Origin of the sequence: Polaromonas sp. DSP2-3-2b2, from assembly GCF_049895905.1 — a bacterium.
In the GTDB taxonomy this organism is placed as follows: Bacteria; Pseudomonadota; Gammaproteobacteria; order Burkholderiales; family Burkholderiaceae_C; genus Polaromonas.
Map to the genome: position 1 here is coordinate 87,979 of NZ_JAFCTH010000013.1, position 20,169 is coordinate 108,147.

Sequence of the window (20,169 nt, forward strand, 5' to 3'; positions counted from 1 at the left end):
ACGCTTGCGGCTTTTAAAAACAAAGCCCCAAGCGACAAAGGTTTACCGCGCGCTGGCGAGTTGGCGTTTACCGTTGCAAATTTAAGTCATTGGCCGCACCTGTCGCCGTTGTCACTTGGAGCTTTTATGAATCTTCATCTTTTCACTTCAACACCGGCTGGCTTCAAACCGGCCACCCGGCTGCTTGCGCTGCTGGCGCTGGCGGCGCTGCTGTCAGCCTGCGGCGGCGGCGATGGCGACAGCGCCCTGCCAGCGGCGCCGCCCGCCCAGGCGGCAGCGCCCGCTTCGCCAAACCCTTCGCTCGTCATCTCGCCGAATGCGCCGCCAAGCTATGCGCCGGGCAGCGAGGAACTGGCGGCCTTCAGCCTGCTCAATGCCGAGCGCGGCCGCTGCGGTTTTGGGCTGCTGGCCGCCAACGCGCCGCTGGATGCGGCGGCCCGGGCGCATGCTGACTACCAGATCATCAACAGCCTGAATTCGCACCTGCAAAACGCCAGGCAGTTCCCGGAAGGCTTCACCGGCACCGACCCGGCCGCTCGCGTCAGGGCGCAGGGCTACACCGACCTGGGCGGCGTGACCGACGAATTTGCCTTTTTCACCTCCAGCAGACCGCCGCTGTCCAAGCGCGGCATCGGCATGCTGGGCGTGCGCGGACTGCTCAATGCGCCCTATCACCTGAACGGGCTGATGACCGGCTACCGCGATGTCGGCATGGCCGTGCGTTCCAAAGAAGACACCGGCAAGGGGCAGGAAGGCGTTTTCGTGCAGATCAATGCGGCTTTCACCGCCAGCGCCGGTCCGCAACTGCTCGGCAGCAGCGACGTGCAGACCTATCCCTGCGAAGGCACGAGCGGCGTGAACCGCCAGCTGACCAATGAAACGCCGAACCCGGTCCCGGGCCGGGACCTGCGCACCGCGCCGCTGGGCTCGACCGTTTACATTGCGGTTCGCGAAAGCAACCGGCTGACGATCACCAGCGCGGCGATGACGCGAGCCGCCACTGGCGAAGCCGTGACGCTGCGCGCTCCGGTCACATCGGCCAACGACCCCTACGGACCGTGCCTGACCGGCTGCTTCGGGCCGCACCAAGCCTATGTCGTTCCGGACGCGCCGCTGTTGCCGGACACGGCGTACACCGTGATGGTCAGTGGAACCAACAACGGCGCGGCGTTCAGCCGCAGCTTTATCTTTTCGACCGGCAGCGGGGACTGAGGGAAGCGCTGGCGATTTTAATTCTCAAGCCAAAAATGCCGTTTGCGCAATAGCCACGAGCGTGGGCTGCTATCAAAAAAAGCAGCCCACGCCCGGTGCATCAGGCCAGCTGCGCTTCGCCGAAGTGAAACACGCCCGGCTCCAGAATCGGGTTCACGTCCACATGGATGGTGCTCTTGGGCGGAAACCGGCCTTCGAGCAGCAGCCTGGACAGAGGGTTTTCAATCCGCTGCTGAATCGCGCGCTTGAGTGGTCGGGCGCCAAACACCGGGTCGAACCCGACCTTGGCCAGTTCGCCAATCGCCGCTTCGGACACGTCGAGCGCCAGGTCCATCTTGGCCAGGCGTTCGAGCAGCACCTTAAGCTGGATGCGGGCAATCGATTCGATATTCTTCGCATCGAGCGCATGGAACACCACCGTTTCGTCGATCCGGTTCAGGAATTCGGGGCGGAAGTAGTTCTTTAGCTCGTCCGTCACGGCGTCCTTGATGTCTTCGTACGGCTGGCCGACCATCGACTGAATGATCGGCGAGCCGATGTTGCTGGTCATGACGATCACGGTGTTTTTGAAATCGACCGTGCGGCCCTGGCCATCGGTCAGCCGGCCATCATCGAGCACCTGCAGCAGCACGTTGAACACGTCCGGGTGAGCCTTTTCTATCTCGTCGAGCAGCAGCACGCTGTAGGGCTTGCGGCGCACGGCCTCGGTCAGGTGGCCGCCCTCCTCGTAGCCGACATAACCCGGCGGCGCGCCGATCAGGCGGGCGACCGAATGCTTTTCCATGAACTCGCTCATGTCGACGCGGATCAGGTGATCTTCGCTGTCGAACAAAAAGCCGGCCAGCGCCTTGCACAGCTCGGTCTTGCCGACGCCCGTGGGGCCGAGAAACAAGAAAGAACCCGTGGGGCGGTTCGGGTCGCTCAGGCCCGAGCGCGAGCGGCGAATCGCGTTGGCGACCGCGCCAATCGCTTCTTCCTGCCCGACGACGCGCTCATGCAGCTTGCCTTCCATCTGCAGCAGCTTGTCTTTTTCGCCCTGCATCATCTTGGCGACCGGAATGCCGGTGGCGCGGCTGACGACCTCGGCGATTTCCTCGGCGCCGACCTGGGTGCGCAGCAGCCGGGGCTTGTCGCCCACACCCTTGGTTTCTTCGGTGTCCTGCGCCTGCTTCAGGCGTTTTTTCAGCTCCGGCAGCTTGCCGTATTGCAGCTCGGCCACCTTGTTGAAGTCGCCCTTACGGGTGAATTCCTCGATCTGCGTGTTGATGCTGTCGATTTCCTCCATCACGTCCTTGGAGCCAAGCGCCTGGGCTTTCTCGGCCTGCCAGATTTCGTCCATGTCGGAGATTTCCTTTTGCAGCTTGCCGATCTCCTCCTCGATCAGGCCAAAGCGCTTTTGCGAGGCTTCGTCCTTTTCGCGGCGCACGGCTTCACGCTCGATCTGCAGCTGGATCAGGCGGCGGTCGAGCCGGTCCATGACCTCGGGCTTGGAATCAATCTCGATCTTGACCTTGGCGGCGGCCTCGTCGATCAGGTCAATGGCCTTGTCGGGCAGGAAGCGGTCGGTGATGTAGCGGTGGCTCAGTTCGGCCGCCGCGACGATGGCAGGGTCGGTGATCTGCACGCCGTGGTGGGTTTCGTACTTTTCCTGCAGGCCGCGCAGGATGGCGATGGTCGCTTCCACCGTCGGCTCGCCAACCAGGATTTTCTGGAAGCGGCGCTCCAGCGCGGCGTCTTTCTCGATGTACTTGCGGTATTCGTCGAGCGTGGTCGCGCCGACACAATGCAGCTCGCCGCGCGCCAGCGCGGGCTTGAGCATGTTGCCCGCGTCCATCGCGCCCTCGGCCTTGCCGGCGCCGACCATGGTGTGCAGCTCGTCGATGAAGACAATCGTCTGGCCTTCGTCCTTGGCCAGTTCCTTGAGCACGTTTTTCAGCCGTTCCTCGAATTCGCCACGAAACTTGGCACCAGCCAGCAAGGCCGCCATGTCCAGGCTCAGCACGCGCTTGCCCTTGAGCGAATCGGGCACCTCGCCGGCGACGATGCGCTGGGCCAGGCCTTCAACGATGGCGGTCTTGCCGACGCCAGGCTCGCCAATCAGCACGGGGTTGTTCTTGGTGCGGCGCTGCAGCACCTGGATGGCGCGGCGGATTTCGTCGTCGCGGCCGATCACCGGGTCAAGCTTGCCGATCCGGGCGCGCTCGGTCAGGTCGATGGTGTACTTGGTCAGCGCTTCACGCTGGCCTTCGGCGTCGGCGCTGTTGACATTCTGGCCGCCGCGCACTGCGTCAATCGCCGCTTCGAGCGCCTTGCGGGTCAAACCATTCTCGCGGGCGATCTTGCCCACGTCAGCTTTGCTGTCGGTCAGCGCCAGCAGGAACAACTCGCCAGCGATGAACTGGTCGTTGCGCTTGATGGCTTCCTTTTCAGTCGCCTGCAGCAGCCGAGCCAGTTCCTGGCCGACCTGAACCTGGTCCTGGCCCTGCACCTGCGGCAGTTTCTTGACGGCAGCGTCGGCGGCCTGCGTCAAGCCCTTGATGTTGACGCCAGCCCGCTCCAGCAGCGCGCGCGGACCGTCGTCCTGGCGCAGCATAGCGGCCAGCAGGTGCGCCGGCTCGATGTAATTGTTGTCGTTGGTCAAGGCCAGCGTCTGGGCTTCGCCCAAGGCTTCCTGGAACTTGGTGGTGAGTTTGTCTTGTCGCATGGAATCTCCGGTGAAACTTGAATAAATTCAGACCTTGAGAAGCTTGGGGCTTTTGCCGGGCTTTACAAGCAGCGGTGGCGCCGTATGTCGCCCGGGCTGGCCGTTGCTTGATCAAGGTCAAGCCAGGGTGACGCGCTTCAGGCGTTCAGCGCGCGAATGCCCCACTTGGCCAGCGCGGCATCGTCGCTGACGCGCGCATCGACCCAGCGCGCACCCTCTGGCGTTTCTTCCTTTTTCCAGAACGGCGCCTGCGTCTTGAGGTAGTCCATCAGGAATTCGCAAGCCTCAAAACTCTCGCCCCGGTGCGCCGAGGTAACGGCAACCATCACCACCTGGTCGAGCGGCTGGAGCAGCCCGACGCGGTGGACCACTCGGGCGGCAAAGATGTCGAAGCGCGCCATCGCCGCGTCGATCATCGCCTCGATGGCTTTTTCGGTCATGCCCGGGTAGTGTTCCAGCTCCATGCTGCTGACGCTCAGGCCGTCATTGCGGTCGCGCACCGTGCCGGTGAAAGTGCAAATGGCGCCGACGCGCTTGTCGCCGCTGCGCAGCGCATCCACCTCGTCGGCCAGGTTGAAGTCGCCGGTCTGGATGGTGACGCGCGCCGTGGTCATGCGGTTCAGCCTCCGGTCACCGGCGGAAAGAAGGCGATTTCGCAGCCGTCGGCCAGCAGCGCGGCTTCGTCGCTCATGACCTGGTTCACGGCCATGCGAACCGCCCTGCCGCGCGCCAGGCTGGCAGCATGCGCCGGGCTGGCGGCGAGCAGTTCGTCGCGCAAACCGGCCAGCGTCAAGGCGGAAGTTTGGCGCGATTCGCTGCCCTGCCCGATGGCCTCGCGGATCGAGGCAAAGTATTTGATGGTGACGTTCATGGCGCAAAAACCTTCAAGACAGCAGCGCCGAAAACGGCAGGAAGCGCACCGTGTCGCCACAGGCAATGACATGGCCCGCCGGGAGATCGACCAGCCCGTCGCCCCAGACCGCCGAGGTCAGCACGCCCGAACTCTGGTTGACGAACAGGTCCAGCCCGCCCGCCGCATTCAGCCTGGCGCGCAGGAATTCACGGCGTTTATCGGCTTTTGTCCAGTCAAAATGGGCGGTAATCGCTATGGATTCAGGAGCAATCGCGGTCGCACCCTGAAGCTTGAGGATGAAGGGCCGAACCAGCAGCAAAAAGGTCACAAAGCTCGACACCGGGTTTCCCGGCAGTCCGATGAAATGGGCGGCGGCTATCCTTCCGTAGGCAAAGGGCTTGCCGGGCTTGATGGCGATTTGCCACAGGCTGAGTTCGCCCAGCGCCTGCACGGCGGGCTTGATGTGGTCTTCCTCGCCGACCGACACGCCGCCGCTGGTCAGGATCAAATCGTGCTGCTGGCTGGCGCCCTGGAGCGCGGCTATGGTCGCATCAAACTGGTCGGGAACGATGCCCAGGTCGGTCACGATGCAGCCCAGCCGCTGCAGCAAGGCCTTCAGGAAAAAGCGGTTGGAGTTGTAGATCGCGCCCGGTTTCATGTCGCCGGGCGCCACATCGCCGGGCATCACCAGTTCGTCGCCGGTGGAAAACAGCGCCACCCGCACGCGCGGCGCGACTTGCAAGCGGTCAAAGCCGATGCTGGCGGCCAGCCCGAGAGACGCTGGCGACAGGCGCGTTCCGCGTGCCAAGACCACCGCGCCGGCGGCCACGTCTTCGCCACGGCGCCGTATCCACTGGCCGGGCCGTGGCTGCGCGGCGATACAAATGCTGCCATCCACCGCGTCGCAGTCTTCCTGCATCACCACCGCATCGGCGCCCGGCGGAATCGGCGCGCCGGTAAAGATTCGCGCAGCGCTCGCCGCCGCCAGCGAATGCCCGCTGGTGCCGGCCGCAATGCGCTGGCTGACCGGCAGCAGCGTATCGGCGCCCAGCCAGTCGGCGCAGCGCAACGCGTAGCCATCCATCGAGCTGTTGTCGTGCGCAGGAACGTCCAGGCTGGAGCGCAGGTCCTGCGCCAGCACGCGGCCATCGGCGTCGAAGGTCGAGATGCTTTCGGCGGGCGCCAGCGGCGCGGCAAAGGCCAGCAGTTCGGCCAGCGCCAGGTCGAGCGGCTTCATGGGTGGGCGCTCTGGCCGGGCGGGCACCGGGGTGGAAACTGAAACTGAAGGCATGGCGGGTGTCCGAGAACGGTGGAAACAGTGAAAAAAGCTGCTCAGTCGAGCCGGTGTTCAAACGAATAATCAAACCGGTCCTGATTGTTCACCAGGAAATCGGCCACGGCATCGGCGTCGTTCAAATCCAGCACCGGACGCAAGGTTGCCGCCGGCAACTGGCCGGGAGAATCGGTGGCAATGGCCACCACGTAGTCGTCGTCAAGGTAGCGCGTGGGCTTGCCCGACGAGGCCCGCCAGACCTCGATCTTGAGCAGGTCGCTGTGCTTGAAGCCCTCGACCAGCACCCAGTCCACGCCTTCATACAACTCGGCGATCAGGTGGTGCACCGTGAGTTCGGCGGGCTGCTCGAATTCGCGCATCAGCGCCAGCCGGTTTTGCGAGGCCACGACGACCTCGAAGGCGCCGGCCTCACGATGGCGAAAGGTGTCCTTGCCGGGATGGTCGATGTCGAACTTGTGATGCGCATGCTTGACGACCGACACGCGCAGGCCACGCAGCCTGAGCGCGGGAATCAGCTTTTCAACCAGCGTGGTCTTGCCCGAACCCGAGAAACCGGCAAATCCGATGACCTTCATCCGGCGGCATCCATGCGGCACGAACCGCTATTAAATAAATAGCTACTCGCGCCCATGCTATATACGAAAACGCCCGATTTAATGCACATTTTCGGCAATGTACTGCTTGATGGCTGCGGCATCGGACGGCAGCAGCCTGACGCGCTTGGGCAAATCTTCAATACCCTCGAAGCCCGCAGGCCGCACCGGCGGCTGGCCCAGCGCCTCTTCGATGGTGGCGGCGAACTTGATCGGCAAGGCGGTTTCCAGCACGATCATCGGAATGCCGGGCGCCACATGCTCGCGCGCCACCTTCACGCCGTCGGCGGTGTGGGTGTCGATCATGGTGCCAAAGCGCTGCCAGGTGTCGCGAATCGTTGCCAGCCGGTCGGCATGCGTGCTCTTGCCGCTGGCAAAGCCGTAACGCCCGGCCGCCATGGCAAACGCCGGGTCGGCGCCCAGGTCGAAGCTGCCCTGGCTGGCAATCTGGTCATGAAACAGCGAACGCGCCCGGCCGCCATCGCGTCCCAGCAGGTCAAACACGAAGCGCTCGAAGTTTGAGGCCTTGGAAATGTCCATCGACGGGCTGGAAGTCTCGTGAGTGTCGGCGCTGGTGCGAACCCGGTAGATGCCGGTGCGGAAGAACTCGTCAAGCACGTCGTTTTCGTTGGTGGCGACCACCAGCTGGTCAATCGGCAAGCCCATGCTGCGGGCGACATGGCCGGCGCAGACATTGCCGAAATTGCCTGAAGGCACGGCGAAGCTGACCTTTTCAGTGTTCGACTTCGTCGCCTGGAAATAGCCGGCGAAGTAATACACCACCTGCGCCATCAGCCGCGCCCAGTTGATCGAGTTGACCGTGCCTATCTTGTACTGGCGCTTGAACGCCAAGTCGTTGGACACGGCTTTCACGATGTCCTGGCAGTCGTCGAACACGCCGTCAATCGCGATATTGTGGATGTTCTCGTCCTGCAGGCTGAACATCTGCGCCTGCTGGAACGGGCTCATGCGGCCATTGGGTGAGGTCATGAAGACGCGAATGCCGTGCTTGCCGCGCATGGCGTATTCGGCGGCGCTGCCGGTGTCGCCGCTGGTCGCGCCCAGAATGTTGAGTTCCTCGCCGCGCCGCGCCAGTTCGTATTCGAACAAGTTGCCCAGCAGCTGCATCGCCATGTCCTTGAAGGCCAACGTCGGGCCGTTGGACAGGGCTTCAAGGTACAGGCCCTCGCCCAGCGGGCGCAGCGGCACGATTTCCTTGCTGCCAAACACTTGCTCGGTGTAGGTCTTGTCGCAGATGGCCTTCAGGTCGGCGGCGGGAATGTCGTCGATGTAGAGCGACAGCACTTCGAACGCCAAACCGGCGTAGGACAGGCCACGCCATTTGGCGAGCATGGCGTCGCTGACCTGCGGATAGTATTCGGGCAAATACAGCCCGCCATCAGGCGCCAGGCCTTCAAGCAGGATTTCGCAAAAGCGCTTGCGCTCGGGCGGGTTGCCAGATGAGGCGCGGGTGGAGATGTAATGCATCAGGCCAGTTCCTCCTTGCGGATGCGGGTGATGGGCGCCAGCACGGTAGCGAGCGCCTGCATCTGCGCGATGGCTTCGTTCATTTTGGCTTCTACGCAGTCATGCGTGAGGATGATCAGGTCGGTCTGGGTCGAGCCTTCGCCACCCACTTCGTCGGCTTCGCGCTGCAATACCGCGTCGATGCTGATGCCGAACGATGCCAGGATGCCGGTGACATTGGCCAGCACGCCGGCTTCGTCGGCGACTTTCAGGCGCAGGTAGTAACTGGTGACGATTTCCGACATCGGCACGATGGCCAGGTCGCTCATTTCGTCAGGCTGGAAGGCCAGGTGCGGCACACGGTGCTCAGGGTCAGCGGTGTGCAGCCGGGTAATGTCGACCAGGTCGGCAATCACCGCACTCGCGGTCGGCTCACTGCCGGCGCCCTTGCCGTAGTACAGCGTGGTGCCGACGGCGTCGCCATGCACGACGACAGCGTTCATCGCGCCTTCGACATTGGCCAGCAGGCGCTTGGCCGGGATCAGGCTGGGGTGCACGCGCAGCTCGATGCCGCCCGCCACGCGCTTGGTGATGCCCAGCAGCTTGATGCGGTAGCCGAGTTGCTCGGCATAGCGAATGTCCTGCGCTGCCAGAGCCGTGATGCCCTCGACATAGGCCTTGTCGAACTGAACCGGAATGCCGAAGGCAATCGCGCTCATCAGCGTCGCCTTGTGCGCGGCGTCTACGCCTTCGATGTCGAAGGTCGGGTCGGCTTCGGCGTAGCCCAGGCGTTGCGCTTCTTTCAGCACCACGCCGAAGTCCAGACCCTTGTCGCGCATTTCGGACAGGATGAAGTTGGTCGTGCCGTTGATGATGCCGGCAATCCACTGGATCGAGTTGGCGCTCAAGCCTTCGCGCAGCGCCTTGATGATCGGGATGCCGCCGGCCACCGCCGCCTCGAAAGCGACCATCACGCCCTTGCGGTGCGCAGCGGCAAAAATCTCGGTACCATGCACGGCCAGCAGTGCCTTGTTCGCGGTCACGACATGCTTGCCCGACTCGATGGCTTCAAGCACCAGCGCCTTGGCAATGCCGTAGCCGCCGATGAGTTCGATCACGATGTCAATGTCCGGGCTGGCAACAACCTTGCGCGCGTCGTCCACGACCAGCACGCCATCGCCCACCAGAGCTTTCGCGCGCGCCACGTCGAGGTCGGCGACCATGGTGATCTCGATGCCCCGGCCGGCGCGGCGGCGAATTTCTTCCTGGTTACGCCTGAGCACATTGAAGGTGCCGCTGCCCACGGTGCCGATACCCAGAAGGCCTACCCGGATCGGGCTTAAATTCGTCGTCGTTTTGAGGTTCACCTGATGTCCTGCGTGTCGTGGTTGTGCGAACTGGCCATTGAAAAGGCGCAGCGGGAAAATGAAAATCAGATCAGCTTGTTGCGGTATTTTTCAAGGAACAGGGCAATGCGGCTGATCGCTTCGCGCAGGTCTTCCTCATGCGGCAAAAAGACGATGCGGAAATGGTCGGGCGCGGCCCAGTTGAAACCGGTGCCCTGCACCAGCATGACCTTGGTTTCCTTGAGCAGTTCCAGGAAAAACTGCCGGTCGTCGGTGATCGGATAGACCTCCGGGTCAAGCCGGGGAAACATGTACAGCGCCGCGCTGGGCTTGACGCAGCTCACGCCCGGAATGGCGGTGATCAGCTCATACGCCAGGTCGCGCTGGCGCCGCAGCCTGCCGCCCGGGCAGGTCAGGTCATTGATGCTCTGGTAGCCGCCCAGCGCCGTCTGGATGGCCCACTGGCCCGGCACGTTGGAGCACAGCTTCATGTTGGCCAGCATGTTCAGGCCTTCTATATAGTCCTGCGCCCTGTTCTTGGGGCCGGACACCACCAGCCAGCCCGCGCGGTAGCCGCAGGAGCGGTAGCTCTTGGACAGCGAATTGAAGGTCAGCGTCAGCACGTCGGTGGACAGGCTGGCCAGCGCGGTGTGCTTGACGCCGTCGTACAGCACCTTGTCATACACCTCGTCGGCCAGGATCACCAGGTTGTGTTCACGCGCAATCTCGACAATGCTTTTGAGCAGTGCGTCGGAGTACAGCGCGCCGGTCGGGTTGTTCGGGTTGATGACGACAATGCCCTTGGTCCGCGGCGTGATCTTGGCGCGGATATCGTCCAGGCTGGGCATCCAGCCATTGCTCTCGTCGCAGATGTAGTGAACCGGCGTGCCGCCCGCCAGGCTCACGGAAGCGGTCCACAGCGGGTAGTCGGGCGACGGCAGCAGCAGTTCGTCGCCGTTGTCGAGCAAGGCGTTGGTGGCCATCGAGATCATTTCGCTGGCGCCGTTGCCCAGGTAGATATCTTCCAGCGTCACGCCCTTGATGCCCTGCTTTTGCGTCTCGTGCATGACCGCCTTGCGCGCGGCGAAAATGCCCTTGCTGTCCGAATAGCCGGCTGATGCGGGCAAATTGCGGATCATGTCCTGCTGGACTTCCTCGGGCGCGTCAAAACCAAACACCGCCAGGTTGCCAATGTTGAGCTTGATGAGCTTTTGGCCTTCTTCCTCCATCTGCTTGGCCGCGTCCATGATCGGGCCACGGATGTCGTAAAGCACATTGGCCAGTTTGGCAGACTTGGTGATCGGTTTCATGTCGGTTTTGATGAAAGGTTGGGCAGGGCCGCTTCGCCAATGGAACGCGCCAAAGGTAAAAAACCGGTGCAGCCACCTGAGTTTTGGGTGGAATCTATAATTTGACCACATAAAACGCTGATTTTTACCCTCAACTCGGTAGCTTGGCGGTCGTGACCAAACCGGCTGTCTGAACAAACGCCACAACCCTCCATACCGTATGAAACTCCAACCAGACCGCCTCGATGTCCAGTCCATTCTTGCCTACGGCGCCGGATGGGTCGGTCTGGGCAACAACGGCGTCGCTGAAAAAATTGACTACAGCGTCGTGATCGGGTCACGCGGAGAAAAATTGCCGTGGGATTGCCAGCGCTTCGAACAACTGACCGCCGAGCACTTTGCGTTGCTGGCGGGCATGAAGCCGGAACTGGTGATTTTTGGCAGCGGCACACGCCTGAGGTTTCCGCCCCCTGCCTTTTTGCGCGGCCTGATGGCGCAGCGGATTGGCCTTGAAACCATGGACACGCTGGCGGCCTGCCGCACCTACAACATTCTGGCCGGCGAAGGCCGTCATGTGGTTGCAGCACTGCTGATCGAGCCCGATGCGGCCTGAGAGCCGGACGATATCCCTTTCAGCGTAAAATGTAGGGTTGCATTTGGCACCGCACCCAGTGAACTACATCTGTCTTCATTGGCAAAGGCCGCGGCTAATTACAACTACTTTCGTCAGGGTACCCTCAGTATGGCAGTCGTCGTCAACAAACCTCTTCCCGAATTTGAAGCGCTCGCCACCGGCGGCCTCAAAGTTTCAAACCAAACGCATCTGGGCAAAGTGGTCGTGCTGTTTTTCTACCCGAAAGATAACACGCCCGGCTGCACCACCGAAGCGATGCAGTTTCGAGACCATTACAAGGACTTCATCAAGGCCGGCGCCACCGTCTTTGGCGTCTCGCGCGACAACATGAAATCGCACGACGAGTTCAAGTCCAAGCTCGAACTCCCTTTTGAGCTGATCGCCGACACTGAAGAAAAAATGTGCCACATGTTTGGCGTGGTCAAGAACAAGATCATGTACGGCAAGAAGGTCAAGGGCATCGAGCGCAGCACCTTCCTGGTGGGCGCAGACGGCTTACTAAAGGAAGAGTGGCGCGGCCTGAAAGTTCCCGGCCATGTCGAGGAAGTCCTGAAGGCAGTCAAGGGCCTCAAGAAAGAGGCCTGAAACCTGCTTCGCGCCTGTCGGGATGGAGGTCATTTGAGTTGTGCATAATGAGTTCATGCAATTGATCCCAGCGACCGCGTTCAAGAAAAGCCGCCCCGGCCCTGAGGCGGCTTTTTTTATTTCTGAAACTTCATGTAAAGAGTTTTAAGCACCATGCCCCTGCCCCCCGCCCCGACCAAACGTGCTGCCCTGCTTTCACCTGACGTGCTTGACGTACCGGCACGCCCCTCCGCAAAAGCACCGCGAAAATCCTCAAAACCGGTTGAACTGGCCAGCCAGCCTGTTGACATCAGGCTGCTGGAAAGCCGCGCCGTCATGGAGCTTGAGCAACCCATCATTTATGCAGAAAAAAAGGCCTCTCCCGCAATGGATGCGAGGGTAGTCGGCTCTCAAAAAGAGAGCGTACCGCGCGCCCAGCCGGCTTTCAGGCCAAAAAAGACCCGGCCGTCCGGCCAGCCCAAGCTTTTTGTGCTCGACACCAATGTCCTGATGCACGACCCGATGTGCCTGTTCCGCTTCGAGGAACACGACATTTTCCTGCCGATGATCGTGCTGGAAGAACTCGACGGCCACAAGAAAGGCATGACGGAAGTAGCCCGCAATGCGCGCCAGACCAGCCGTACGCTCGACGGGCTTGCCGGGGCCAACGGTGCCGACATCGGCAAGGGCCTGAAGCTGAACACCACCGGGCACCCTGAAGCCAGCGGCTGCCTGTTTTTCCAGACAAAGGTGCTCGACTACACCTTGCCCATGAGCCTGCCGCAAGGGAAGGCCGACAACCAGATTCTTGGCGTGGTCGAAGCGCTGCGCAAGGAATATGCGCCGCGTGAAGTCGTGCTGGTCTCCAAGGACATCAACATGCGCGTCAAGGCGCGTGCGCTGGGCCTCAATACCGACGACTACCAGAACGACAAGGTGCTTGAAGACAGCGACCTGCTGTATGCGGGCTCGCTGGCCCTGCCGCCTGACTTCTGGACGCGCCAGAGCAAAACCATCGAAAGCTGGCAGCAAGGCATCCACACCTTTTACCGCATCACCGGCCCGATCGTCCCCAGCCTGCTGATCAACCAGTTCGTGTTTTTCGAGTCGCCCGGCGAACCGTCGCTGTATGCCCGGATCACGGAAATCCAGGGCAAGACAGCGGTCATGAAGACCCTGAAGGATTTCACCCACCTGAAGAATTCGATATGGGGCGTCACCATGCGCAACCGCGAACAAAATTTCGCCATGAACCTGCTGATGGATCCGGAAGTGGACTTTGTCACCCTGGCCGGCACGGCAGGAACCGGCAAGACGCTGATGGCATTGGCCAGCGGGCTGACGCAGGTGCTCGATGACCGGCGCTACACCGAAATCATCATGACCCGCGCCACGGTGTCGGTCGGCGAAGACATCGGCTTCCTTCCCGGCACCGAAGAGGAAAAAATGGGCCCGTGGATGGGCGCGTTAGACGACAACCTGGAAGTGCTTGGCAAGACCGACGGCGGCTCGGGCGAATGGGGGCGCGCTGCAACCAATGAACTGATCCGTTCGCGCATCAAGGTCAAGAGCATGAACTTCATGCGCGGCCGGACGTTCATGAACAAGTACGTCATCATTGATGAAGCGCAGAACCTGACGCCCAAGCAGATGAAGACCCTCATCACCCGCGCCGGGCCTGGCACCAAGATCGTCTGCATGGGCAACCTGGCGCAGATCGACACGCCCTACCTGACCGAAGGATCGTCGGGCATGACGTTTGCCGTCGACCGCTTCAAGGGCTGGCCGCATGGCGGGCACATCACCCTTGCGCGTGGCGAGCGCTCGCGCCTGGCGGACTTTGCCAGCGAAGTGCTTTAAAGACACTTGCCCGAGCTTCCTGCGGCTGAATTGCCGCCGCAGAACAAAAAAACAAGCCGGTCAAGGCTTGAATCCCCTGAAAACTTACTTCAGCGCCTTGAGTTTGCGGTAAAGCGAGCGCTCGCTGATGCCCAGCTTGTCCGCCAAGTCAGCCCGGCTACCCTGGTGGTCGCTGACCCATTGCTGCAGCGCAGCGCGTTCGATGGTTCTGAGAGCGCCTGGCGCCAGGGTCAAGCCCGTCAGGCGGCCAAGCGCAGCGTCTTTGATGCCGGCATCGCAAGCTTGCGGATCGACACTCGGCCCGGACGACGGGCGCCTTCCCGACGACAGGGCCTGCTGAACATGGCTGGCTTCGACCGTATGGCCATCGCACAGCAGCGCCGTGCGTTCCAGCAGGTTTCGCAATTCCCTGACATTGCCCGGGTAATCCTGCGCCTGCAGCAAGCGAAGTGCGGGCTCTCTGATGCGCAGCTTGCGCTGCGGGGCCACGCGCTCCAGCAAGGCGGCGGCCAGCAGAAGGATGTCGTCCCTTCGCTCGCGCAAGGCGGGCAGGTGAATCGGAAACGTGCTCAGGCGGTAGTTCAGGTCTTCGCGAAACAGCTCCTGGGACACCATGCGGTCCAGGTCGCGGTGGGTGGCCGAGACCACGCGGATGTCGGCATGGCGCAGTTCGGTGCTGCCCACGCGGCGGTAGGTGCCGGTTTCCAGCAGGCGCAGCAGCTTGACCTGCATGGTCAGTGGAATATCGCCCACCTCGTCGAGAAACAGCGTGCCGCCGCTGGCCGCCTCGATCAGCCCGCCCCGGGCGGTGCTGGCGCCGGTGAAAGCGCCGCGCTCGTGGCCAAACAGCTCGGACTCGAACAGGTTTTCCGGCAAGCTGGAGCAGTCCACCGCCACCAGCGCACGATGGGCGCGCGGGCTGGCCTCGTGGATCGCCTGGGCAACCAGTTCCTTTCCAGTACCAGATTCCCCCAGCAGCAAAACAGTGGCCTGCGAGGGCGCGACGCGTGCCACCAGCGCCAGCATGTGCTGAAAGGCCGGCGCCCGCCCAATCAGTCCCTGGGTTGCCGGCTGACCCTGCGCCACCCGCAGCCGCTCCATCTTCTCGACAAAATAAGCCTGCGCGCCGTTGGTGTCCAGCAGCGGGGCGAGCTCGATGTTGACGTACTCTTCGCCCTTGGGCGTGTGGTGCAGGTGCAGCACCCGCTCGCGCTGGCCGGACACGCGTGACCGGGCCAGCGGGCACGACTCGCCAGCCTGGTCACACGGCACGTTGAAGTGGTGCGACACCTCGTAGCAGGTGCGCCCCACCACAGAGTGAACCGGGCTGAACTGCTGCCGGTAAGCCGCGTTGGCGGCCAGGATGCGGTATTGGGTGTCGAACAGGATGTGGGGCTCGCTCAAGCCCTCCAGGTAGGACATCAATTCGGGCAATGGCTTCACGCAGGCTCCTTGGTGTGGCTGGCATGCAGTCTATGCCTGAATTGGCAGTCTCTGCCAGATATGGCGGTTTTTTCTTTCTGGTATTGAAGGCTGGCGTTATTTAAAACCGTAACTCATTGAACTTAAACGATATTTATTCGGATCACGTCGTGGCACGGTTCTTGAGTTATAGAACGCACAAGCGTATTGATTGTCATGACTTCCCTGAAAAATCCCCTCGTCAAAAAACTGGCCGTCGTGCTGGTCGCGCTGTGGTGGGGGCTTGTGCAGGACCAGCGCATGACAGTTGACGCAAACAACATGGCCGCGCCGTTGCGGCTCTGGCACCTGTGTTTTTCGGGTTGGTCTTGCGCAGCGGCATTGCTGCTGGCGGGCTGGCTGCGGTTTGGGGCTTGAAGATGTACTTTCGCATCCTGCATGACGAGGCCAGCGGCGAGCTGACCTACCTGCTGGCCGACCAGGACGCCGGCGAGGCCGTGCTGGTGGACCCGCGCGGCCGTGATTTGCCGGTGCTCGCCGCCTTGCTGGCGGAGCGCGAGTTGCGTCTGCGCTGGGTGTTGCGCACGCATCAGCACGACCATCTGCACCTCCGGGAGCCGGCGCAACTGGCCCGCCTGGGCGCGCCGCTGGTGCAGGGCGCTGCCGGTGAAAACACCCGCATGGCTAGAGATGGCGACGTGCTGCCCTTTGGCCATGAACTGGTTCGCGTGTTGGCCACGCCGGGTCACACCGCCGGATGCCTGAGTTTTGCCTGGCGCGACCGGCTGTTTTGCGGCGGCCTGCTGGCGGTCGATGCTTGTGCGCACCAGCCCGTCCCCGCCCAGCCCGAAGCCTTGTGGGACAGCGTGACGCAGCGCGTGTTCACGCTGCTTGATGAGACGCTGCTGTTCGCCGGCCATGCGCGCCGCGCCCGCGCCGTCAGCACCGTGCTGGAGCAGCGGCGCTGGCATCCGTTGTTTGCCGGCCTGTCGCGCGACGAGTTCCTGGCGTGCGTCGCTGCGCTGGCGCCTCCACCGCACCCTGCCGCGCTCAATGCGCTTGCATGAAACCCATTCAAGTCAAGTTTTCACCTAGAAAAACACCATGTCAACACCCCGCAAAGTCATCCCAATCATTGCGCAGCCTGCGGACGGCGAACCGATCTCGCTGTACGCGGCGCACGAGAAAATCTATCCCCGCAGCGTTTCGGGCTTTTTTGCCCATTGGCGCTGGGCCGTGGTGTTTTTGACCCAGCTGGTGTTTTACGGTCTGCCGTGGATTGAGTGGGGGCAGCGCCAAGCGGTGCTGTTTGACCTGGCCTCGCGGCGCTTTTACATCTTCGGGCTGGTGCTGTATCCGCAGGACTTCATCTACTTGACGGGCATCCTGGTCATCTCGGCCCTGTCGCTGTTTCTTTTCACGGCGGTGGCCGGGCGCCTGTGGTGCGGCTACGCCTGTCCGCAGACGGTTTACACCGAGATTTTTCTCTGGATAGAACGAAAGATGGAAGGCGACCGCGCGGTGCAGATGCGCCGCGACAGCCAGCCCTGGTCGTTCGACAGGCTGTGGCGAAAAAGCGGCAAGCACCTGCTGTGGCTGGCGGTGGCCTTGTGGACCGGATTCACGTTTGTCGGCTACTTCACGCCCATCAAGCTGCTGGGCATGGAATTTGTGCAATTGAACATGACTTCGTGGGAAAACTTCTGGGTCTTTTTCTACGGCTTCGCCACCTACGGCAATGCCGGCTTCATGCGCGAGCAGGTGTGCAAGCACATGTGCCCGTATGCACGCTTTCAAAGCGCCATGTTCGACAAGGACACGCTGATCGTCACCTACGACGCCGAGCGCGGCGACCCGCGCGGCGCCCGCTCGCGCAAGGCTGACCCGGCCGCGCTGAACCTGGGTTCGTGCATCGACTGCAACCTGTGCGTCCAGGTCTGCCCCACCGGCATCGACATTCGCAAGGGCCTGCAGTACGAGTGCATTGGCTGCGGCGCCTGCGCCGATGTGTGCAACACGGTGATGGACAAGATGGGCTACGAGCGCGGACTGGTGAAATACACCACCGAAAACGCCATGAAGAACAAGTGGACCCAGGCGCAAACCTGGCGCCATGTGCTGCGGCCGCGCATCTTGATCTACACGGCCATCTTGCTGGGCATTGTCATCGCCATGCTGGTCAGCCTGACGCTGCGCACGCCGTTCAAGGTGAATGTGCTGCGTGACCACGGCGTCATGGCGCGCATTGTCTCGGGCGGCAACATCGAGAACGTCTACCAGCTGCAGGTGATGAACGCCACGGAGACCGATCAGCGCTACAAGATCCGCGTCACGGGACTGCCCGGCCTGGCCATCATGTCAGAAGACGTGGTGGCGGTGGAGTCCACCCAAGCACGCCGGCTGGCCGTCCGGGTGCAGGCGCCGTATGAAGCGGCGGCGCCCGGAACACACCCGATCGCATTTGAAATCGACGCGCTGGATTCTGCCGGTCATTTGTCGGAAAAATCAGTGTTCATGGTTCCCCGATAGAGTGACATCATGCTGATTTTTTATCGAAGCGTTCAAGGCAGCGTACTGGTTTTGCTACTAGATCAATAGCTGCTTGCGCATACTGCGCAAGCGACAGAGGCCTATTTGATGCATAAAAGCAGTTTGCTGACTAAAACCAAGACGATGCAAAAGACGATCCTTAAAGCCAGCATTGATTCGAAGACATGCACGCAAGGTGGCAGGGTCGACACGGTCGAACATGCCCCGGATGCGGAAACCCTGCGAAGCACGCCAGGCCTTGTGCCCTCGCAAAAGGCTGGCACGCCGTGATGAAACGCCTGCGCCGTGGTGTGCATGCGCAGATCCTGCGCCGGCTGCAAGCGCCGCGCTTACCTCATCACAGCTCGCCTTCAGCGCTCGGTCTTGACGCGCAGCCGCTGCGACTGCAGACAGCAGGCGACAAAACCTTGTTTGCGTGGTTTGTGCCTGCCCTGGGCGCTGGCCCCGTGCCGGCCGTCGTGGTGATGCATGGCTGGGGCGCCAACGCCAGCCTCATGCTGCCCGCAGCAGCCCCCCTGCATGCCGCCGGCTTCGCCGTGCTGCTGGTGGATGCGCGCTGCCACGGCGCCAGCGACGATGAAGACTTCACCTCGCTGCCGCGCTTTGCCGAGGATATTGAAACCGGCCTTGACTGGCTGAAGCAGCAGCCCGGCGTTGACGGCGCCCGCCTTGCCATCATGGGCCATTCGGTGGGTGCTGGCGCTGCGCTCTTGTGCGCCGCGCGCCGCACGGATGTGCGCGCCGTGGTGAGCCTGAGTGCTTTTGCGCATCCACGCGAGGTGATGCGCAGGTTTCTGGCCGAGGCGCATATTCCCTATCCGTTGCTGGGCTGGTATGTGCTGCGCCATGTACAGCGCGTCATCGGCGTTCGCTTCGACGAAATTGCCCCGCTGGCCAGCATGCGCCGCATACGCTGCCCCGTGTTGCTGGTGCATGGCACCAACGACAAGGTGGTGCCGTTCGACGATGCCAGGCGCCTGCAGGCAGCGGGCCTTTCTGGCATGGTGCAGTGTCTTTCGGTGACGGGTGGGCATGACCCCAGCCCGGCGATGGAAGCGCACTTTCCTCAGCTGATCGACTTTTTGCAGCATTCTCTCTAGTCCAACAACTCACATCGCAAGGAATTACCCATGAAAAATGCGCATGATCTCGTGACGGCCGCCAAGCTGCGTATCACGAAGTACCGCTGGACGATGCCGAGCAAGCCATCCGGGAAGCCGACGTGCTGCTCGACGTCCGCGAAGCTGACGAGTATGCGGCGGGCCACCTTCCCGGCGCCATCCATGCCTCGCGCGGTGTGCTGGAGTTCAAGCTCAGCAGCACGCCCGAGCTCGGTTCGCGCGATTTGAAGATCGTGCTGTATTGCAAGACCGGCGGACGGGCTGCGCTGGCGGCCTGTGCGTTGCATGACATGGGTTACCTGCAGGTCAAGTCCATTGCCGGCGGTTTCGATGCCTGGGCCGGCGCAGGCAAGAGCGTCGTCAAACCGACTTCGCCCACATTCGAATAAAGTGCACTCGTTTGAACCGGCAAACAGCTTTTTAGCATCAAATACGCCTTTTGCGCACTGCTGGTAGGCGTAAGCAGCTATATATTCAGTAGCAAAATCGGTCAGGTGCCTTGAACGCTGCGATGCAAGGGCCATCTAAATGAACCCGCCCAGATGTACCGGACCGACAAACGCTGACCCTTTTCAGGCTTGGAAAAACATGCAAGAACCCACCATCCAGTCGTTTTTTGACCCAGACACCTTCACCGTCACCCACGTCGTGTCCGATCCGGCGACGGCGCGCGCGGCCATCATCGACAGTGTGCTGGACTATGACCCGAAGTCGGGCCGCACCTCGCACGCCAGCGCCGACAAGGTGGTGGCGCATGTCCGGCAGGCAGGACTGAAGGTCGATTGGCTGCTGGAAACCCACGCGCACGCCGATCACCTGTCGGCCGCGCCTTATCTCAAGGAAAAGCTGGGCGGCAAGATCGCCATTGGCCGGCACATCCGCGAGGTCCAGGGCGTGTTCAAGAAAATCTTCAACGCCCCGGACATGAACACCGAAGGCGCCGAGTTTGACCACCTGTTTGACGACGGTGAACGATTCCAGATCGGCCAGATCGAGGTCCGCGTGATGCACACCCCGGGGCATACGCCGGCCTGCCTGACCTACATCATGGGCAAGGATGCGTTTGTCGGCGACACCTTGTTCATGCCCGACTACGGCTCGGCGCGCTGCGACTTTCCCGGCGGCGATGCGGCGGTGCTCTACCGCTCGATCAAAAAAGTGCTGGCGCTGCCGCCCGATATGCTGCGTATTCCGGTGAACGTGACCGCTGATTCCGGCAACGTGACCGGCATTCCGGCGAACGTGACCGAGGGTTGGTGT

Annotated in this window: 18 protein-coding genes and 1 pseudogene; 10 read left to right on the forward strand and 9 right to left on the reverse strand. The window is 62.1% G+C overall.

Annotated elements, in window-relative coordinates; translation table 11 throughout:
- Positions 1–126 precede the first annotated feature (126 nt).
- Positions 127–1,212, forward strand: coding sequence for a hypothetical protein (locus tag ACP7AD_RS12440; protein WP_426147698.1), 1,086 nt, complete (start codon positions 127–129; stop codon positions 1,210–1,212).
- Between the two features lie 100 nt (positions 1,213–1,312).
- Here the strand turns inward: ACP7AD_RS12440 and clpB are convergent, their stop codons facing one another.
- The 8 genes from clpB to ACP7AD_RS12480 form a co-directional block, all read right to left on the reverse strand.
- Positions 1,313–3,916, reverse strand: a complete 2,604-nt coding sequence (gene clpB, locus ACP7AD_RS12445) for an ATP-dependent chaperone ClpB (RefSeq protein WP_426147696.1) — start codon at positions 3,914–3,916, stop codon at positions 1,313–1,315.
- Between the two features lie 137 nt (positions 3,917–4,053).
- Positions 4,054–4,530: a molybdenum cofactor biosynthesis protein MoaE gene (locus ACP7AD_RS12450; RefSeq protein ID WP_426147694.1), complete on the reverse strand. Its 477-nt coding sequence runs from the start codon at positions 4,528–4,530 to the stop codon at positions 4,054–4,056.
- 5 nt (positions 4,531–4,535) lie between these two features.
- Complete coding sequence (locus tag ACP7AD_RS12455) at positions 4,536–4,787, reverse strand: MoaD/ThiS family protein (protein WP_426147693.1); 252 nt, start codon at positions 4,785–4,787, stop codon at positions 4,536–4,538.
- A gap of 13 nt (positions 4,788–4,800) precedes the next feature.
- Positions 4,801–6,060, reverse strand: coding sequence for a gephyrin-like molybdotransferase Glp (gene glp, locus ACP7AD_RS12460; RefSeq protein WP_426147691.1), 1,260 nt, complete (start codon positions 6,058–6,060; stop codon positions 4,801–4,803).
- Between the two features lie 41 nt (positions 6,061–6,101).
- Positions 6,102–6,638 (reverse strand): molybdopterin-guanine dinucleotide biosynthesis protein B, encoded by a 537-nt coding sequence (gene mobB / locus ACP7AD_RS12465; protein WP_426147689.1) that lies wholly within the window; start codon positions 6,636–6,638, stop codon positions 6,102–6,104.
- Positions 6,639–6,716: 78 nt separating this feature from the next.
- Positions 6,717–8,144: a threonine synthase gene (thrC, locus tag ACP7AD_RS12470; protein ID WP_426147688.1), complete on the reverse strand. Its 1,428-nt coding sequence runs from the start codon at positions 8,142–8,144 to the stop codon at positions 6,717–6,719.
- Positions 8,144–9,490, reverse strand: coding sequence for a homoserine dehydrogenase (locus tag ACP7AD_RS12475; RefSeq protein WP_426147686.1), 1,347 nt, complete (start codon positions 9,488–9,490; stop codon positions 8,144–8,146). Before ACP7AD_RS12475 ends, thrC begins: the two co-directional genes overlap by 1 nt.
- A 65-nt stretch (positions 9,491–9,555) precedes the next feature.
- Positions 9,556–10,779: a pyridoxal phosphate-dependent aminotransferase gene (locus ACP7AD_RS12480; protein ID WP_426147684.1), complete on the reverse strand. Its 1,224-nt coding sequence runs from the start codon at positions 10,777–10,779 to the stop codon at positions 9,556–9,558.
- 199 nt (positions 10,780–10,978) lie between these two features.
- Here ACP7AD_RS12480 and ACP7AD_RS12485 point away from each other — a divergent pair, with 199 nt between their 5' ends.
- The 3 genes from ACP7AD_RS12485 (at position 10,979) to ACP7AD_RS12495 (ending at position 13,816) form a co-directional block, all read left to right on the forward strand.
- Entirely contained in the window at positions 10,979–11,371 is a 393-nt protein-coding gene (locus ACP7AD_RS12485; RefSeq protein WP_426147682.1) for an Mth938-like domain-containing protein, read from the forward strand.
- A gap of 129 nt (positions 11,372–11,500) precedes the next feature.
- Positions 11,501–11,977: a peroxiredoxin gene (locus ACP7AD_RS12490; RefSeq protein ID WP_426147680.1), complete on the forward strand. Its 477-nt coding sequence runs from the start codon at positions 11,501–11,503 to the stop codon at positions 11,975–11,977.
- A 153-nt stretch (positions 11,978–12,130) separates the two neighbouring features.
- Complete coding sequence (locus tag ACP7AD_RS12495) at positions 12,131–13,816, forward strand: PhoH family protein (RefSeq protein ID WP_426147678.1); 1,686 nt, start codon at positions 12,131–12,133, stop codon at positions 13,814–13,816.
- 84 nt (positions 13,817–13,900) lie between these two features.
- Here the strand turns inward: ACP7AD_RS12495 and ACP7AD_RS12500 are convergent, their stop codons facing one another.
- Positions 13,901–15,238 carry a sigma-54 interaction domain-containing protein gene (locus ACP7AD_RS12500; RefSeq protein WP_426147826.1) on the reverse strand — a complete coding sequence of 446 codons (1,338 nt, stop codon included), beginning with the start codon at positions 15,236–15,238 and terminating at the stop codon, positions 13,901–13,903.
- A 216-nt stretch (positions 15,239–15,454) separates the two neighbouring features.
- Between ACP7AD_RS12500 and ACP7AD_RS12505 the strand changes: the two genes are divergently transcribed.
- From ACP7AD_RS12505 to ACP7AD_RS12530, 6 genes and pseudogenes are all read left to right on the forward strand, one after another.
- The gene (locus tag ACP7AD_RS12505; RefSeq protein ID WP_426147676.1) at positions 15,455–15,655 is read left to right on the forward strand and encodes a hypothetical protein; all 201 of its coding nucleotides are present in this window, start codon (positions 15,455–15,457) and stop codon (positions 15,653–15,655) included.
- 2 nt (positions 15,656–15,657) lie between these two features.
- Positions 15,658–16,305 (forward strand): MBL fold metallo-hydrolase, encoded by a 648-nt coding sequence (locus tag ACP7AD_RS12510; protein WP_426147674.1) that lies wholly within the window; start codon positions 15,658–15,660, stop codon positions 16,303–16,305.
- 37 nt (positions 16,306–16,342) lie between these two features.
- Positions 16,343–17,767 carry a cytochrome c oxidase accessory protein CcoG gene (gene ccoG / locus ACP7AD_RS12515; RefSeq protein WP_426147672.1) on the forward strand — a complete coding sequence of 475 codons (1,425 nt, stop codon included), beginning with the start codon at positions 16,343–16,345 and terminating at the stop codon, positions 17,765–17,767.
- Between the two features lie 290 nt (positions 17,768–18,057).
- Positions 18,058–18,888 carry an alpha/beta hydrolase gene (locus tag ACP7AD_RS12520; RefSeq protein ID WP_426147671.1) on the forward strand — a complete coding sequence of 277 codons (831 nt, stop codon included), beginning with the start codon at positions 18,058–18,060 and terminating at the stop codon, positions 18,886–18,888.
- Between the two features lie 30 nt (positions 18,889–18,918).
- A pseudogene (locus tag ACP7AD_RS12525) lies at positions 18,919–19,298 on the forward strand (rhodanese-like domain-containing protein).
- Positions 19,299–19,497: 199 nt separating this feature from the next.
- The coding region (locus ACP7AD_RS12530; RefSeq protein WP_426166160.1) for an MBL fold metallo-hydrolase at positions 19,498–20,169 on the forward strand (672 nt) is incomplete at its 3' end.